The sequence below is a fragment of the Rhodococcus koreensis genome, from assembly GCF_017068375.1.
Lineage (GTDB): Bacteria > Actinomycetota > Actinomycetes > Mycobacteriales > Mycobacteriaceae > Rhodococcus_F > Rhodococcus_F koreensis.
In genome coordinates, this window is record NZ_CP070609.1 from 947482 (window position 1) to 963256 (window position 15775).

The window sequence follows — 15775 nt, forward strand, 5'->3', positions numbered from 1 at the left end:
GGGAATGTTACTGCCGTGCGCGGGCTTACGACCCTACGGCGGCTCGCGCAACCTCCTCGATACCGGCGGCGTCGAGCTTGTAGTGCCGGTACAGGTGGGTCGGCGGTCCGATGAGCGCGTATTCGTCCTTCACGCCGTGCCGAATGACACGAGTGCCGTACCCGTGTTCGGCGACGACCTCCGCGACCGCTCCCCCGAGACCGCCGATGACATTGTGTTCCTCCACGGTCAGGACGATGGGGGACCGCTGTGCGGCGCGGGCGACGGCGTCGGCGTCGAGGGGCTTGACGGTGTGCATGTCGACGACTCCCGTGGAGATCCCGCCTGCGTTCAGAGCCTGCGCCGCCTCGAGAGCGGGATGCACCATCGATCCTGTGGCGATGATCGTGAGGTCGGTGCCGGCGCCGTGTTCGATGGCGGTGCCGATGGTGAAGGGGTGAGTGCCGTCAGCGTAGACGTCCGGGTCCTGACCACGGCCGATACGGAAGTAGATCGGTGCGGGATGGTCGACGGCGGCGCGGAGCGCGGCTCCGAGCTGAGCGGTGTCAGCGGGGGCGATGACCGTGAGCCCTGGGATGCTGCGGGTGATGGCGAGGTCCTCGGTGGCGTGGTGCGAGGTGCCGTAGAACCCGAGCGTGATGCCGGCGTGATGGCCGATGAGCCGGACGGGCTGCTTGGTGTACGCGATGTCGGTGCGGATCTGCTCGCAGGCCAGGTAGGCCATGAACGACGCGAAGGTGGCGACATACGGCTGGAGCCCCGTGGTCGCGAGTCCTGCTGCGGTGGAGACCATGTGCTGTTCGGAGATGCCGAATTGGACGTATCGGTCGGGGTGCCGCTTCTGGAACGCGACCAGTCCGTTCGAATACTTGAGATCGGCGGTTCCGGCGACGATGGGATGGCCCTCGTCCACCAGGTCGGCCAAGGTGTCGGCGAGTATGTGGAAGCCGGGGGCCCGCTCGATCAGGGTAAGCAGGTGCCAGGACTCGGCCTGCAGGCCGGGTGCGACGCTCATCGGTTGTTCCTCAGTTCTTCGATCGCGTTGACTTCGTCTTGTTCTGCCAGCCAGCCGAGATGCCAGCCGAATTCGGATTCCATGTAGGAAATGCCCTTGCCTTTGACGGTGTTCGCGATGATCACCGCCGGACGTGTTCGTTCGGGGTCCTCGACGATCGCGCGGAAGGTCGAGAGCAGTGCGCGGACGTCGTGTCCGTCGACCTCGTGCGCGTCCCATCCGAAGGCGCGCCATTTGTTGCCGAGCGGCTCGATGTTCGTCACGGTGTCGATGCGGCCGTCAAGGGAGTGGTCGTTGCGGTCGACGATCGCGATCAGGTTCGAGACGTCGTGGTGGGCCGCACCGAGCGCGGCTTCCCAGATCTGCCCTTCGTGCAGTTCGCCGTCTCCGAGGAGGACGAAGACGTTGGAGGGGCGGCCCTGCATGCGGGTGCCGAGAGCGATTCCGGTGCCGGTCGACAGAGCGTGCCCGAGCGATCCGCTGCTGAAATCGATGCCGGGGATGCGGGTCATGTCGGGGTGGTCGCCGAACGCGTTGCCGAGGCGGGTGTACTCGTCGAGTTCGGCGGGGTCGAAGAATCCCCAATCCGCCAGGAGCGGATAGAGCGTGGCCGCGGCGTGGCCCTTGCCGAACAGGAAACGGTCTCGGTCGGGCCAATCGGGCTCGCCTTTCCGAAGCCGCATGACGCCGTAGTACAAGGTGGCGAGGATCTCGGCGCAGGAGAAGCCGGAGGCGTAGTGGCCGGTCTTGGCGATGGAGATGAGGCGGACGGTTTCGAGGCGGGCGAACAGCGCGCGTTCGGAGATCAGGTCGACGAGTTCGTCGTCGTGGTCGGTGGCCGGTGGGGTTGGTGTCAGCATGGACGAAAAGTACCAACTGTCGGGCACATTGTCCATAGAGCAGTAAGACTATTTGATGGACTGTTTGTCCGCTGAGCGATAATCTGGACGCATGGCAAATGACGGAAGTTTGATGTTGGTACGCAAGGTCGCGGAGTTGCTCGACTTCCTGGCCAAGGGGGAGGCAACCGCCACCGAAATCGCGGAAGCTATGAACGAGCCGCGCAGCTCGATGTATCGACTGCTGGCGAGCCTGCAAGAGGAAGACCTCGTGGAGGCGGGGTCGCGGCGGGGCAAGTTCCGTCTCGGGTTCAAGCTTGTGTCACTCGGTTCGGCGGTGGTCGAACGGTTCGACGAGCGCCAGTTCGCGCAGCCGGTCATGGAAAGACTGCATGCGCTCACCGGCGAGACGGTGTTTCTCTGCGTTCCCCGCGGTGACCAGGCAGTGTGCATCGAACGCCTCGACGGCAAACGCGTGCAGTCGCTGGCCCTGCGACTGGGCGGGTCCCTGCCGATGCATACCGGCGCCGCCTCCCGCGCCATCCTGGCCTTCCGGGACGAAAGCGAGTGGGAGGCCTACATCGCCCGCAACACCCCGCTGACCCGGCTGACCCCCTCCACCCCCGCCGAGCCGTCCGAATTACGGGCACTCCTGCGGCGCACCCGCGACGAGGGGATCGCGATCAGCGACCAGGACGTGACGGTCGGCGTGGCGGCGATCGGCGTCCCGATCATCGACTACCAGGGCCGGGTCCGGGCTGCACTCTCGATCAGCGGCGTCCGCGAATCCATCCTCGGAGCCGACGGCGACCGGTGGAAGGCGGAGGTGATCAGCGGCGGACAGGAGATCTCGCGAGCCCTCGGCGCAGACCTCGCCGGCCAGAAGGTCGCGAACTTCGGGTAACGCCCGTCGCCGCACCTCCTCCTCGCATACTTTGTCTCGCTTGCTAGACATTCCGTCCGTAAGGTGAGACAGTGGTGAGCACCACAGTCCGTGGTACGACTCACCAGCAGGGAGGCAAAGACATGAGCGGCGAGCTTCACGACCGCGTGGTCGTGATCACCGGTGCAGGTGGCGGCATCGGCGGGGCCTGTGTTCGACACATGCTCGCAGCGGGGGCCGAGGTGGTCGGCGCCGATCTCGACGTCACCACCTCGGACCTGCCCCACGATTCCGAGCACCTACGCCTGACGAAGGTCGACCTCCTCGATCCGTCCGGCGCCCAGGCGATGATCGACTTCGCGCTCGACCAGTTCGGGCGCGTCGACGTCCTGGTCAACAACGCCGGCGTAGCGCCGGTGCGCGACAGCTTCCTGACGACGTCCGACGAGGACTGGGCCCTCACGCTGGACCTCAATCTGATGGGCTATGTCCGGGCGTCCCGTGCCGCAATCACGGCGATGCGCCGGCACGGCAACGGCTCCCTCGTCCACATCGCATCGGAAGCGGCCCGGATGCCCAATCCCCGGCTGCCCGACTACAGCGTGTCCAAAGCTGCGATTCTGATGCTCTCGAAAGTCCTCGCCGCGGAGTTCACCCCCGAAGGCATCCGATCGAACGTCGTGTCGCCGGCGTTCATCCGATCTCCGATCTACGACCGGCCCGGCGGTATCGCCGATTCACTGGCCGCCGAATTCGGCGTCGACAAAGAGACTGCGCTCGCCAAATACGTTGAACTGAAAAACATCCCGGTGGGTCGATTGGGGACCGTGGACGAGGTGGCGGGAATCGTCGTCTATCTCGCGTCCACCCGCGCAAGTTTCGTGTCGGGGGCGAATTTCTGCATCGACGGCGGCGTCACGCCCGTCGTCTGACCGATCCAGACCAGCAAGAAGGAACAGCCTGATGTCAGTTCTCGATAGAACCTGTCCACCTGCGAAAACGGCGTCGAAAATCGCTGTTGCACTGGGTACCGCGGTGATAGCGGCCGGCACCATGACAGCGTGCACGTCCGGCGCAGGTGCCGGAGACGACGGCAAGACCACGATCGGCGTCACCCTCAATGCGGCGTCGAACCCCTTCTTCCTCGCGGAAGGCCAGGCGATCGAAGAGGCCGCCGCCGAGAAGCGCGTGGAAGTGTCCGTCCAGTACGCCAATGCCGACGTCGCCGTGCAAAGCGACCAGATCGATACGTTCATCCGGCAGAAGGTGGACTCGATCATCGTCGACGCCGTCGATTCCGACGGCGTCGGTCCCGCATTGCTCCGAGCGACGCAGGCGAACATCCCCGTCGTCGCCGTCGATGTCACGGCGATCGGTGCCGACGCGACCGTGACGAGCGACAACGTCCAGGCCGGCCGCGAAGCGTGCAAGTATCTCGTCGAGCAACTCGGCGGATCCGGCAAGGTGGCCATCGTCGACGGGGCCGCGGTATCTGCGATCGCGGACCGCATGCAGGGATGCCGGGAAGCGTTCGACGCACACCCGGGCATCGAGGTCGCCGCCACTCAGCGCGCGGATCTCACCCGCGACAAAGCCATGAACGTCGCGAGCACCATCCTCACCGCGAACCCCGATGTGGACGGCTTCTTCGGCGTCAATGATCCCACCGCGATCGGAATCTCCCTCGCTGCACAACAGAAGGGCACCGACGTGAAGGTCGTCGGAGTGGACGGCGCGAAACAACTGACCGACCTACTCGGCAAGAGTTCCATCATCGCCACCTCGGGGCAGGACCCCGCCCAGCTCGGCCGCTCGGGACTCGACATCGCCGTTCGTCTCGCCGGCGGCGAGAAGGTCGACAGCGCACCGACATTGATTCCCACCGTCCTCGTCACCGCCGACACCATCACTGCCTACAAGACCTGGGGATGAACCATGGGTACGCTCACGAAGGTCCCCGCAGCGCGTCTCGAAGGCATCACGAAGTCCTTCCACGGCAATTCTGTTCTGCGGGGGGTGTCATTATCGTTGCATTCCGGATCGGTCTCCGTCCTCGCCGGTGAGAACGGCGCAGGCAAATCGACCCTGATCAAGGTGCTGACCGGTATCTACCAGCCGGACTCGGGAACGATCCACCTCGCCGGCGCCCCAGCGCACTTCACCGGCCCTGGCGACGCACGCGCACACGGACTCACAGTCATCCATCAGGAGCTCAGCGTGGTTCCCGAACTCACCGTCGCAGAGAACATGGTGCTCGGCCGGGAGCCACGGCGGCGCCTGGGCCGATTGGACCGCGGTGCCGCCCGCCGACTCGCGGTCGCGGCCCTGGCCCGGGTGGGGTCGACTATCCGTCCCGAAACCTATGTGGCCGAACTTAGTACAGGTCAGCAACAGTTGGTGGAGATCGCCCGCGCCCTGTCCGAAGAGCCTCGGATCCTCGTCCTGGACGAGCCGACTGCCGCACTCTCGCAGGACGAGGCCGACAACCTGCTCCGCCTCGTTGCCGAACTCAAGTCGCGCGGTCTCGCCATGCTGTACATCAGTCACCGGATGGCGGAGATCGACCGAATCGCCGATCACGTCACCGTCCTCCGCGACGGCGTCGTCGCCGACTCGATGGCCCGAGCAGACATGACCCCGGACCGGATCGTCACGTCGATGGTGGGCAGACCGGTCGAGGCGATGTACCAGCACCGGCGAGCCGCAGCACGCACCGACATCCGACTCCAGGTCAGCGACCTCTCCTCCGACAAAGTGCAACCCTGCTCCATCGAGGTCCGCGCGGGCGAAGTCGTCGGATTGGCCGGCATCGTCGGCGCCGGCCGAAGCGAACTGTGCCGTCTGGTTGCCGGCTTCGACAAAGCCGCGGCCGGCCGCGTCGAGGTCGACGCCCGACACGTCGACCTCGGCAACCTCCGCTCGACCGCGGCGGCCGGGATCGTGATGCTCCCGGAGAGCCGCAAGGAACAAGGCCTGTTTCTCGACATGTCGATCGCCGACAACGTCTGCCTCGGTACAGCATTCGGACGCCATCGCTTCGGGCGGACCTCGCCGGCAGCATTGACACGTGCGGCCACCCGATACACCGAGCAGATGCGCGTCAAGACCACCGGCGTCGACCAGCGCGTCGGGGATCTCTCCGGCGGCAATCAGCAGAAGGTCTTGCTCGCGCGCTGTCTGGCCAAGCAACCGTCGGTACTCATCCTCGACGAACCCACCCGCGGCGTCGACATCGGAGCCAAGGCCGACATCTACGCACTCATCAACGAGGTCGCGTCGAAAGGAGTTGCAATACTGTTGATCTCCTCCGAGCTTCCGGAGGTCATCGGACTCTCCGATCGGATCCTCGTCATGCGCGAAGGCGCGATCGTCGCCGAGGTCTCCGGCGACTCCATGACCGAGGAAGACATCATCCGGCACGCAACCGGAAGCGTTACTGCCCCTCCATCGCTCACCGAGGTAATCTCATGACCACCCCACTTCCCTCCCCCACCCTGCCGGCGGCGCCGCACCGGCCCCCGCGAACGAACGGCATCCGGCACCACGTCACCGCACTCGCCGACCGGCTCGGCGTGGCGCTCGCACTCATCGTGCTGATCGCCGTGTTCTCGGCGGTCGCACCGTATTTCCTGTCGGTGGACAACCTTTTCGACGTCGCCCGGCAGATCTCCGTGACCGCCATACTCGGTGCGGGACTGACCTTCGTCATCATGACCGGAGGCATCGACCTGTCCGTCGGGTCGGCGGTGGGCGTGACCGCGTTCGTGGCCGTCGCCCTCTCCGTCAACGGCGCTCCGGCCCCGGTCGCCCTGCTCGGTGCACTGGCCGCCGGCCTGGTCATCGGATTGATCAACGGTGTGCTGGTGGCCGGGCTCGGGTTGGCGTCCTTCATCGTCACCCTCGCCGCGCTGACGTATCTCCGCGGAGTGACCTACGTCGGTACCGACGGCAAGACCCTGTTCTCGACGGACCTCGGCTACGCCGTCCTCGGCCACGGCGCCCTTCTCGGAGTGCCGATTCCGGTGCTCGTCATGGCCGCGGTCTTCGCGGGCGGGTGGTATCTGCTCAATCGCACCGTCTTCGGACACTGGGTTCGCGCAGTCGGCGGCAACGCCGAAGCCGCCCGGCTGGCCGGCATCCCGGTCCGGCGAGTGCTCACCACCGTGTACGTGATCTCCGGCATCTGCGCGGCCGTGGGCGGAATCATCGCGTCGGCCCGTCTGCAGAGCGCCGTACCGGACCTCGGCGCCGGATACGAACTGTCCGCGATCGCTGCCGTGGTCCTCGGCGGGACGTCACTGATGGGTGGGCGAGGATCGTTGATCGGCACCTTGGTGGGTGCGGCGATCATCGGGGTTCTCGTCAACGGTATGACGCTGCTCGACGTCTCGACGTTCTACCAGCAGATCATTCAGGGCGCGGTCATCGTGCTCGCGGTGGCGCTGGACCGGCTGCGCATCAAGTCCTCGGGGACGCAGCATGCTTGACACACGATCAAAGGAAACCATGACCTACGAACCCATGAACCCCGATGCCGCACTGGCAAAGGTGCCCACCGAACTGTTCATCGGAGGCCGGTGGGTATCACCCGGCACGGGGCAGACCATCGCGGTGGAGAATCCCGCGACCGGCGACGTGATCGCCGAGATCGCCGACGGCGGGCTCGCGGACATGGCTGCCGCTGTCGACGCCGCCGCGGCCGCCCAACGCGACTGGGCGCGCACCGCACCCCGGGTGCGCTCGGACATCCTGCGCCGCGCCTACACGCTCATGCTCGAGCGATCCGACTACCTCGCCATCCTGACCACCCTCGAGATGGGCAAACCCTACGCCCAGGCGCAGGCCGAGGTGACGTACGCAGCCGAATACCTCCGCTGGTACTCCGAGGAGGCCGTGCGCATCGGCGGCCGCTATACCGTCACCGAATCGGGAGTCGGCCGGATCGTCACAATGGCCCAGCCCGTCGGTCCGTGCCTGTTCGTCACACCGTGGAACTTTCCTCTGGCGATGGGCACCCGCAAGATCGGCCCTGCGCTGGCGGCGGGCTGCACCTGCATCGTCAAACCCGCGAAACAGACTCCGCTGAGCATGCTGGCGACAGCGTCGATCCTCGAGGAGGCCGGTGTTCCCGCCGGCGTGGTCAACGTCGTGCCCAGCACCGATTCGAACCGAATCGTGGCCGCGGCAATGAATGATCCACGGCTGCGGAAGATCTCGTTCACCGGCTCGACCGAGGTGGGACAGTCACTCGTGCGGCAATCGGCCGACCAGTTGCTGCGCGTGTCGCTCGAACTCGGTGGCAACGCCCCGTTCATCGTCTTCGACGACGCGGACGTCGGCTCGGCAGTGGACGCCGCGGTACAGGCGAAACTGCGTAACAACGGAGAAGCCTGCACCAGCGCCAACCGCCTGTACGTCCATTCCTCGATCGCCGGCGAGTTCGCTGCCGAACTCGCCGAGCGCTTCTCCGCGCTGACCATCGGTCCGGGCATGGACCCCGGCACCGACATCGGCCCGCTCATCGACGACAAGCAGCGACGCCAGGTGCAGAGGCTGGTCGACGACGCCGTCGCCAAGGGCGCACGCGTTGTGACGGGCGGGCACGCCCTCGACCGTCCTGGCTGCTTCTTCGCGCCCACCGTCCTCACCGATGTGCCCGGCGACGCGCTCCTCATCCAGGACGAGATCTTCGGTCCGGTCGCGCCCATCATCTCCTTCGACGACGAAACCGCGGTCCTCGAATCCGCGAACTCGAGCCGGTACGGGCTCGCCTCCTACGTGTTCACCCGCGACCTGGACCGCGCGATCCGCGTCGCCGAACAACTCGACAGCGGAATGGTCGCCATCAACCAGGGAACGGTCTCCAACCCCGCGGCGCCCTTCGGTGGTGTCAAACATTCCGGCTACGGGCGGGAAGGCGGCCCGGAAGGCCTCGCCGAATACCTCGAGACGAAGTACATCGCATTGGGCGCGGGCACCGCACCCACGAGCGCCGGAGGCATCGCATGAGCGGCGGAAAGACTCTGGTCGTCGGCGCCCACGGGGTGATCGGCAGCGCGGTGGTACGCACGCTGACCGACGAGGGCAGGGACGTGGTCACGGTGGCACGCCGCGGCCCGGTCGAGTTGCCGGGCGGGGCGGCAGTCACCGACCACATCCAGGTCGATCTCCTCGACGGCGCGGCCACCTCGGCGGCGTTCGCCGGGTGTTCCGACATCGACACGATCGTCTACACCGCGTACACCGAACGTGAGTCGATGGCGGCCACCGTGGCTCCGAACCTCGCAATGCTTCGGCATGTGCTCGAGGCGGTCGGAGGGTCATCCTCCACACTTCGGCACGTCGTTCTGATCGGCGGTGGAAAGTCGTATGGCGAGCACCTCGGCTTCTACAAGACTCCCGCCAAGGAGACCGACCCCCGCCACCTCGGACCTATCTTCTACAACGACCAGGAGGACCTGCTCTTCGCCGACGCCCAGCAGCACGGGTACACCTGGACCGTCCTCCGACCGGATGCAGTGCTGGGTGTGAGCATCGGATCACCGATGAACATGCTGACCGGTGTCGGCGTCTACGCGACCCTGTGCCGAGACCAAGGTCTGCCACTCCGCTTCCCCGGCACCCCGAAGGCTTGGACGGCGCTGCACCAGGCGACGGACAGCGCCGTCGTGGGCGCTTCGGTGCACTGGGCGCTCGAGGCCGAGACGGCACGTGGAGAGATCTTCAACGTCACCAACGGTGACAACTTCCGCTGGGAGCATCTGTGGTCGGACATCGCCGGCTTCTTCGGCATGGACGTCGCACCGATGCAGCCGATGACGCTGGCCGAGCAGATGGCGGACAAATCCGCACTGTGGGACGACGTAGTCGCCCGGCACCGGCTACGTCCCCTTCCGCTGTCCGCGGTGGCCGCCTGGCCGTTCGTCGACGGATGGTTCGCGATGGAGTCCGACATGGTGCAGAGCACGATCAAGATCCGCCGGGCCGGCTTCACCGCGTGCATCGACACCCACGAGAGCTTCGTTGCCAACCTCGAGCAGCTCCGGTCGCTTCGCCTGATTCCGTAATCCCTTTACACTTTTCGACAGGACTACAACATGACCACCACTTTCAGTGACACCGATCTTCGAACCGACGCCCAGGCGTGGCTCGACGGATTCTCCCGGTTCCTCGCCTCCGAACTTGCACCCACCGCTGTGTTCGCCCCGCAGGCCTACTGGCGCGACGTACTCGCGTTCACCGGGGATCTGCGCACGTTCAGCGACGAGATTCCCGCGGAGTTGCTCCGCCGCCAGGAGCTCACGAAGGCGACGAACATCCGCATCGCCGAAGAGCGGACGCCTCCCCGTCTCGTGGAGCGGGCGGGTATCCCCTGCCTGGAGGTCATCTTCGAGTTCGACACCCTCGCCGGGTCCGCCGTCGGGGTCGCGCGGCTGGTCGACGTGCCGGAACACGGTCTGCTCGTGCGCTCCCTGTTCACAACCCTCGACCAGCTCGCCGACCACCCCGAACGCACCGGCGAGCACCGGCCCGTCGGGCAGGCGGACTCGTCCAAGTTCGGTGGCCCCAACTGGCTGGACCGCCGTGTCGCCGCGCAAGCCTTCGAGAACCGCGACCCCGACGTACTGATCGTCGGCGGTGGCCAGTCGGGACTGACCCTCGCAGCCCGGCTCGGCCAGCTCGACATCGACGCGCTCGTCGTGGACACACATGCGCGTCCCGGCGACAACTGGCGCACCCGATACCACGCCCTCACCTTGCACAACGCGGTGTGGCTCAACGACCTTCCGTACATGCCTTTCCCCGCAACCTGGCCGCAGTTCGTTCCCAAGGACAAGCTCGCCGGATGGTTCGAGGCGTACGTCGAGGCCATGGAAATCAACTTCTGGGGTACCACCGCCTTCATCGGCGGAGACTACGACGAACAGTCGCAGTCCTGGGTTGCGCGGGTTCGTCGCGGCGACGGCACCGTTCGCACCCTGCGCCCCAAGCACGTCGTGATCGCGACCGGTGTCAGCGGCATCCCGTACGTTCCGGAGCTACCCGGACTTGCTCAGTTCACCGGTCGCACACTGCACTCGAGCGAATACGACGACGCGAACGACTTCGCCGGTCAGCGAGTCGTCATCATCGGAACTGGGAACAGCGCCCACGATGTCGCCCAGGACCTGCATGCTCACGGTATCGACGTGACGATGGTGCAGCGCAGCTCGACCACCATCGTGAGCGTCGACCCCTCGGCCGCGGCGGCAGATGCGTCGTACCTGACCGCACCGACCCTCGAGGACTGCGACCTCCTGTCGATGGCGACGGTCTATCCCGACCTCTACACCGGCAGCCAGATGATCACGGCAACGATGAAGGAACTCGACAAGGACCTCATCGCCGCCCTCAATCGCATCGGTTTCCGAACCGACTACGGCGAAGAGGACACCGGCCAGCAGATGAAGTTCATGCGCCGTGGCGGCGGCTACTACCTCAACGTCGGCTGTTCGGATCTGCTGATCTCCGGGCAGGTCGGGCTGGTCCAGTACGCCGACACGGCCGGGTTCGTCGCCGCCGGTTTGAGTTTGACCAATGGTGACGTCGTCGAGGCCGACGCCGTCATCCTGGCGACCGGATACCAGACCCAGCAGGAGGGTGTACGCGCCCTGCTCGGCGACGAGATCGCCGACGCGGTCGGCCCCATCTGGGGATACGACGACGAGGGCGAGGTCCGCAACACGTGGAGGCGGACGGCACAACCCGGACTGTGGTTCTCCTCCGGCAACTTCCAGCTCTGCCGGATCTACTCCAAGGTCCTGGCCATGCAGATCCGCACCGAACTCGACAACGGCTGAATCCGACCGGCCGGGCACGTCATCGGTGCGCCGACGACGGGGAGGGTCCGATGCGCCTGCTCGGGCTCAGCGGACTCTCCCCGACAGCACCGGTGCCTTCGAGATGTCCGGTTCGCGGATATCCCCTCGGCCGCACGGTTCGTGGCCCTACCCTGGACACGCCGTAATGCACTCCCCCTGGACGCCTGCGCGCAGTGCGCAGGGCCAGCGCGCCGAGAGGTCGTCACGATGCTCCTCAGATCGAGTGTGGTCGTCTTGTCCTGTGCCGTCGCGGCGGTGCTGTCCGCTTCCCCCGCCCAGGCCACGCCGTCTTCGGGGGTGACCGCACAGATTCTGTTCGAGACGACGGTTCCGGCGGTCGCCGGAAGTTCGGCGGGCACGGATCTGACGCTGCGGCGCATCGAGATCGCCCCCGGCGGCACGACGGGGTGGCATTACCACGACGGCCCGGTGTACGCCTTCGTCGAATCGGGTGTGCTGACGCGCACGCTGCAGGACTGCACGACCGCGGTGACGACCGCCGGTCAGGCGATCACCGAGGACCACGGCAGCGATCACGTCCACGAGGGTTCCAATCTGGGTACGGAACCGCTGGTCCTGCTCGCGTTCTACACCGAACCGGAGGGCAAGCCCCTGTCCGAGGATGCGCCGGCACCGGCCTGCTGACCGGACCGGCCGGGTCATCGTCGCGTGAGAGCGCCGATCCAGGCGATGGCTCCCGCGACGTCGTCCACCGTTGCCGTCGCCGGCGGCAACGGCGGACGGCGAATCATCAGTACCGGGACGCCCAGCGCGCGTGCGGCGTCCAGTTTCGCGTCGGTCTGACCGCCGCCGCTGTTCTTGGTGACGAGGACGTCGATGCGGTGCTCCCGCATCAGTGCGGTCTCGTCGGCGACAGCGAACGGCCCGCGGGCCAGGAGCAGCGTCGAGTGCGGCGGCATCGCCACGTCGGGCGGATCGATCGCGCGGATCAGGAACCACAGTGCCTGCAGGTCCGCGAACGCGTCGACGCCCTGCCTGCCGATGGTGAGGAAGACTCTCGTTCCCAGATCGGGCAGCAGTTCGGCGGCGTCGGCAAGGTCCGAGGCGCCGTGCCAATGTTCACCCGGACGCGGCGACCACTCGGGGCGACGGAGAACCATCAGCGGGATGCCGCGACGGTGCGCGGCGTCGGCGGCGTTGCTCGTGATCTGCGCCGCGAACGGGTGCGTCGCATCGACGATCGCGTCGACGGGATGCGCGTGCAACCACTCCGCGAGGCCGTCGGCTCCCCCGAACCCGCCGATCCGCACGTCACCGACGGGCAGGCGCGGGTCACGGACCCGGCCGGCGAGGGACGACACGGCCTCGACACCCGGAACGTCCGCGAGTGCCGCGGCCAGCGCGCGGGCCTCCCCGGTGCCGCCGAGGATCAGGATCCGCGTCACGCTCAGTGGGTGGTGCGCTCGCGGGTGGCGGAATACAGGTAGCTGTCCGGAAACCCTTCGGCAGCAAGTACTCTACCGACGATCACCACCGCGGTCTTCGTGACGCCCGCCGCCTTCACCTGTTCGGCGATGGTGGCCAGGGTGCCGCGCAGAACGATCTCGTCGGGACGCGACGCGAACGCGACGACAGCGGCCGGACAGTCGCGGCCGTAGTTCTCGGTGAGTTCTTCGGCGATCTGATCGATCCGGTGCGCACCCAGGTGCACCACCATCGTGGCGCCGCTACGGCCGAGGGAACGCAGGTCCTCACCCTCCGGCATCGCGGTCGACAGGGTGGACACGCGGGTCAGCACAATCGACTGCGAGACACCGGGAACGGTCAGTTCCCGACCCAGCGACGCCGCCGCCGCGGTGAACGCGGGCACCCCAGGCACCACCTGGTATGCGACCCCGGCGGATTCGAGCCGGCGGACCTGTTCGGCGACGGCACTGAAGATCGACGGGTCACCCGAATGCAGTCGCGCGACGTCCTGACCGGCCGCGTCGGCGTCGATCAGCAGGGCGACGATCTCGTCGAGACTCAGACGCGCCGTGTCGATCACCCGCGCCCCCTCGGGGCATTCCGCCAGGAGTTCCTGCGGGACGAGGCTGCCCGCGTACAGACAGACGGGGCTGGCGGCGATGATCCGCTGCGCGCGAACCGTGATCAGGTCGGCCGCACCGGGACCGGCTCCGATGAAGTACACCGTCATGCCACAACACCTTTCGACTGCTTCGTCACCGACCACTGCGCCACCGGCAGTTGCGGCCGCCACGCGGTGAACCCACCGAGCGGCTCCCCTCGGTACACCTGAAATTTGCGGAGCTGCCCACCGCAGTGTGAGAACCACTGCAGCAGGAGCGCTTCCGATTCCGCCGTCACCGCATTGGCCACCATCCGGCCGCCGACCCGGAGCCGGGACCAGCACTCGTCCAGCAGACCGTCCTGGGTGACGCCACCGCCGATGAAGATCGCGTCCGGCGCGGACAGTTCGGCGGGCACGTCGTCGAATGCCGCGGGTGCGTCGCCGAACACGGCGAGGGACGGCACTCCGAGCGCTTCGGCGTTCGACGCGATCTGGTCGACGCGTGCCGCACTGCGCTCGAAAGTCACTGCCCGGCAGAGGGGGTGAGTACGCATCCATTCGATCGCGACGGTGCCCGATCCGCCTCCTACGTCCCACAGCGACTCCCCCGCCGCGGGTGCGAGGGCGCACAGTGTCAGGGCGCGGATCTCGTGTTTGGTCATCTGCCCGTCACCGGTGAACGCGGCGTCGGGCAGTCCCGGCAGCCGGGTCAGCCGGACGGCGCCTACCTCGGCGCGGCAGTCGATCGCGATCACGTTCAGCCGGGGTCCCGGCACGGATGACCACGCCGACGCCGTTCCGTCGAGTCTCGACTCGCCGGGTCCGCCCAGTTCGCCGAGCACGGTGAGCCGGGACGGTCCGAACCCCCGTCCCGTCAGGAGTTCGGCGACGGCCGCGGGGGTGTGCTCGTCGCGGCTCAGCACCAGCAGTCGCGTCCGATCGCCGAGTGCCGGCAGGAGCGTGTCCACGGGCCGGTTCACGAGACTGACCACCGGTGTCTCGTGCGCCGCCCAGCCCAGCCGGGCGCAGGCCAGGGTGGCGGAGGACGGGTGCGGGATCACCCGCACGCGGTCCGCGCCGAGGAGTCCGACGAGGGTGACGCCGATGCCGTGGAACATCGGGTCTCCGCTGGCCAGCACACAAATCCGCCGGCTGTGGTGCTGCTCGAACAGGCCGGGCAGCGCCGGGACCAGCGGCGACGGCCAGGTCACCCGCAGCGCAGGCGACTCGGGAATCAGGGCGAGTTGGCGCCCCGAACCCATCACGACGTCGGCGGCCTCGATCTCGCGCCGTGCAGACGGCGACAGACCGTCCCACCCGTCGGCACCGATACCGACGACGACGATCGGGTCGGTCATCGCGGCATCCGGCGCCAGATCGCCTGCGGCAGCAGTCGCATGACGAAGAACACCGGTCGCAACCGTCCCGGCACCCACACTCGGCTCGCGCCGCGGCGCAGGCCCCGCACGGTCGCGTCCGCGACCTGCGCCGGCGTGCTCGACATCGGCGCGGGCGACATTCCCTCGGTCATCCGGCCGATCACGAAGCCGGGCCGCACGAGCAGCAGGGACACACCGCTGCCGTGGAGGGCGTCGCCCAGACCGGAGGCGAACCCGTCCAGTCCGGCCTTCGCCGACCCGTAGACGTAGTTGGCGCGGCGCACCCGCACACCCGCGACGGACGAGAACACCACGATCCGTCCCGACCGCTGCTCCCGGAGCAGGGTGGCGAGATGGGTGAGCACAGAGACCTGCGCCACGTAGTCGGTGTGGACCACGGCGACGGCGTGCCGTGCGTCCCGCTCGGCGCGCGCCTGGTCGCCCAGAATGCCGAACGCCAGCACCGCCACCGACAGCGGGCCGTGGGCGTCGACGACGGATCTCAGCAGCTTCTCGTGGCTGTCGAGGTCGTCGGCGTCGAATTCCACGCAGTCCACCGCGGACGCTCCCGCATCGAGCAGCGCCTGCCGCTCGGCGGCGAGTTCGGTGCTGCGGCGGGCGGCGAGGACGATCGTGCGGCCGGGCGCGAGCCGGGAGGCGATCTCGAGGCCGATCTCGCTGCGACCACCGAGCAGGAGTACCACCCCGTCGTCGGGCTTTCCGCTGTTCTTCTTCGATCCCAGGCTCACCCGTCCAGTGTCCTGGA

The 15775-nt window shown here is 67.3% G+C and carries 15 protein-coding genes; 9 read left to right on the plus strand and 6 right to left on the minus strand.

Annotated elements, in window-relative coordinates; genetic code table 11:
• Positions 1-25 precede the first annotated feature (25 nt).
• Both JWS14_RS04285 and JWS14_RS04290 read right to left on the minus strand, forming a co-directional pair.
• The gene (locus JWS14_RS04285; RefSeq protein WP_072941666.1) at positions 26-1015 is read right to left on the minus strand and encodes a transketolase family protein; all 990 of its coding nucleotides are present in this window, start codon (positions 1013-1015) and stop codon (positions 26-28) included.
• Complete coding sequence (locus JWS14_RS04290; RefSeq protein WP_072941669.1) at positions 1012-1875, minus strand: transketolase; 864 nt, start codon at positions 1873-1875, stop codon at positions 1012-1014. The genes JWS14_RS04285 and JWS14_RS04290 overlap by 4 nt, the downstream gene beginning before the upstream one ends.
• 91 nt (positions 1876-1966) lie before the next feature.
• On the opposite strand from JWS14_RS04290, the gene JWS14_RS04295 reads away from it, so the two are divergent.
• The 9 genes from JWS14_RS04295 (at position 1967) to JWS14_RS04335 (ending at position 12243) form a co-directional block, all read left to right on the plus strand.
• Positions 1967-2758: an IclR family transcriptional regulator gene (locus JWS14_RS04295; protein ID WP_072941672.1), complete on the plus strand. Its 792-nt coding sequence runs from the start codon at positions 1967-1969 to the stop codon at positions 2756-2758.
• A gap of 122 nt (positions 2759-2880) precedes the next feature.
• Positions 2881-3669 (plus strand): SDR family NAD(P)-dependent oxidoreductase, encoded by a 789-nt coding sequence (locus JWS14_RS04300; protein ID WP_206012590.1) that lies wholly within the window; start codon positions 2881-2883, stop codon positions 3667-3669.
• A 121-nt stretch (positions 3670-3790) separates the two neighbouring features.
• Positions 3791-4669 (plus strand): substrate-binding domain-containing protein, encoded by an 879-nt coding sequence (locus tag JWS14_RS04305; protein ID WP_241031268.1) that lies wholly within the window; start codon positions 3791-3793, stop codon positions 4667-4669.
• Positions 4670-4672: 3 nt separating this feature from the next.
• Positions 4673-6208: a sugar ABC transporter ATP-binding protein gene (locus JWS14_RS04310; protein WP_072941678.1), complete on the plus strand. Its 1536-nt coding sequence runs from the start codon at positions 4673-4675 to the stop codon at positions 6206-6208.
• Entirely contained in the window at positions 6205-7224 is a 1020-nt protein-coding gene (locus tag JWS14_RS04315; protein ID WP_206012592.1) for an ABC transporter permease, read from the plus strand. Before JWS14_RS04310 ends, JWS14_RS04315 begins: the two co-directional genes overlap by 4 nt.
• 19 nt (positions 7225-7243) lie before the next feature.
• Positions 7244-8746: an NAD-dependent succinate-semialdehyde dehydrogenase gene (locus tag JWS14_RS04320; RefSeq protein ID WP_083395836.1), complete on the plus strand. Its 1503-nt coding sequence runs from the start codon at positions 7244-7246 to the stop codon at positions 8744-8746.
• Positions 8743-9804 (plus strand): SDR family oxidoreductase, encoded by a 1062-nt coding sequence (locus JWS14_RS04325; RefSeq protein ID WP_072941682.1) that lies wholly within the window; start codon positions 8743-8745, stop codon positions 9802-9804. Before JWS14_RS04320 ends, JWS14_RS04325 begins: the two co-directional genes overlap by 4 nt.
• A gap of 30 nt (positions 9805-9834) precedes the next feature.
• The gene (locus JWS14_RS04330) at positions 9835-11577 is read left to right on the plus strand and encodes a flavin-containing monooxygenase (RefSeq protein ID WP_072941685.1); all 1743 of its coding nucleotides are present in this window, start codon (positions 9835-9837) and stop codon (positions 11575-11577) included.
• Positions 11578-11805: 228 nt separating this feature from the next.
• Positions 11806-12243, plus strand: a complete 438-nt coding sequence (locus JWS14_RS04335; RefSeq protein WP_095863693.1) for a cupin domain-containing protein — start codon at positions 11806-11808, stop codon at positions 12241-12243.
• 14 nt (positions 12244-12257) lie between these two features.
• Here JWS14_RS04335 and JWS14_RS04340 read toward each other — a convergent pair whose 3' ends face one another.
• The 4 genes from JWS14_RS04340 to JWS14_RS04355 are packed head-to-tail and all read right to left on the minus strand — an operon-like array spanning position 12258 to position 15758.
• On the minus strand, positions 12258-13004 hold the full coding sequence (locus JWS14_RS04340; RefSeq protein WP_206012593.1) for a cobalt-precorrin-6A reductase: 747 nt from the start codon (positions 13002-13004) through the stop codon (positions 12258-12260).
• 2 nt (positions 13005-13006) lie between these two features.
• On the minus strand, positions 13007-13756 hold the full coding sequence (gene cobM, locus JWS14_RS04345; protein WP_206012594.1) for a precorrin-4 C(11)-methyltransferase: 750 nt from the start codon (positions 13754-13756) through the stop codon (positions 13007-13009).
• Positions 13753-14988: a precorrin-6y C5,15-methyltransferase (decarboxylating) subunit CbiE gene (cbiE, locus tag JWS14_RS04350; RefSeq protein WP_206012595.1), complete on the minus strand. Its 1236-nt coding sequence runs from the start codon at positions 14986-14988 to the stop codon at positions 13753-13755. Before cbiE ends, cobM begins: the two co-directional genes overlap by 4 nt.
• Positions 14985-15758, minus strand: a complete 774-nt coding sequence (locus JWS14_RS04355; protein WP_206012596.1) for a decaprenylphospho-beta-D-erythro-pentofuranosid-2-ulose 2-reductase — start codon at positions 15756-15758, stop codon at positions 14985-14987. Before JWS14_RS04355 ends, cbiE begins: the two co-directional genes overlap by 4 nt.
• Positions 15759-15775 lie beyond the last annotated feature (17 nt).

Coding starts and splice junctions, on each gene's coding strand:
- JWS14_RS04285 (WP_072941666.1), bottom strand. CDS start 1,015: ATGAGCGTCGCACCCGGCCTGCAGGCCGAGTCCTGGCACCTGCTTACC.
- JWS14_RS04290 (WP_072941669.1), bottom strand. CDS start 1,875: ATGCTGACACCAACCCCACCGGCCACCGACCACGACGACGAACTCGTC.
- JWS14_RS04295 (WP_072941672.1), top strand. CDS start 1,967: ATGGCAAATGACGGAAGTTTGATGTTGGTACGCAAGGTCGCGGAGTTG.
- JWS14_RS04300 (WP_206012590.1), top strand. CDS start 2,881: ATGAGCGGCGAGCTTCACGACCGCGTGGTCGTGATCACCGGTGCAGGT.
- JWS14_RS04305 (WP_241031268.1), top strand. CDS start 3,791: ATGACAGCGTGCACGTCCGGCGCAGGTGCCGGAGACGACGGCAAGACC.
- JWS14_RS04310 (WP_072941678.1), top strand. CDS start 4,673: ATGGGTACGCTCACGAAGGTCCCCGCAGCGCGTCTCGAAGGCATCACG.
- JWS14_RS04315 (WP_206012592.1), top strand. CDS start 6,205: ATGACCACCCCACTTCCCTCCCCCACCCTGCCGGCGGCGCCGCACCGG.
- JWS14_RS04320 (WP_083395836.1), top strand. CDS start 7,244: ATGACCTACGAACCCATGAACCCCGATGCCGCACTGGCAAAGGTGCCC.
- JWS14_RS04325 (WP_072941682.1), top strand. CDS start 8,743: ATGAGCGGCGGAAAGACTCTGGTCGTCGGCGCCCACGGGGTGATCGGC.
- JWS14_RS04330 (WP_072941685.1), top strand. CDS start 9,835: ATGACCACCACTTTCAGTGACACCGATCTTCGAACCGACGCCCAGGCG.
- JWS14_RS04335 (WP_095863693.1), top strand. CDS start 11,806: ATGCTCCTCAGATCGAGTGTGGTCGTCTTGTCCTGTGCCGTCGCGGCG.
- cobM (WP_206012594.1), bottom strand. CDS start 13,756: ATGACGGTGTACTTCATCGGAGCCGGTCCCGGTGCGGCCGACCTGATC.
- cbiE (WP_206012595.1), bottom strand. CDS start 14,988: ATGACCGACCCGATCGTCGTCGTCGGTATCGGTGCCGACGGGTGGGAC.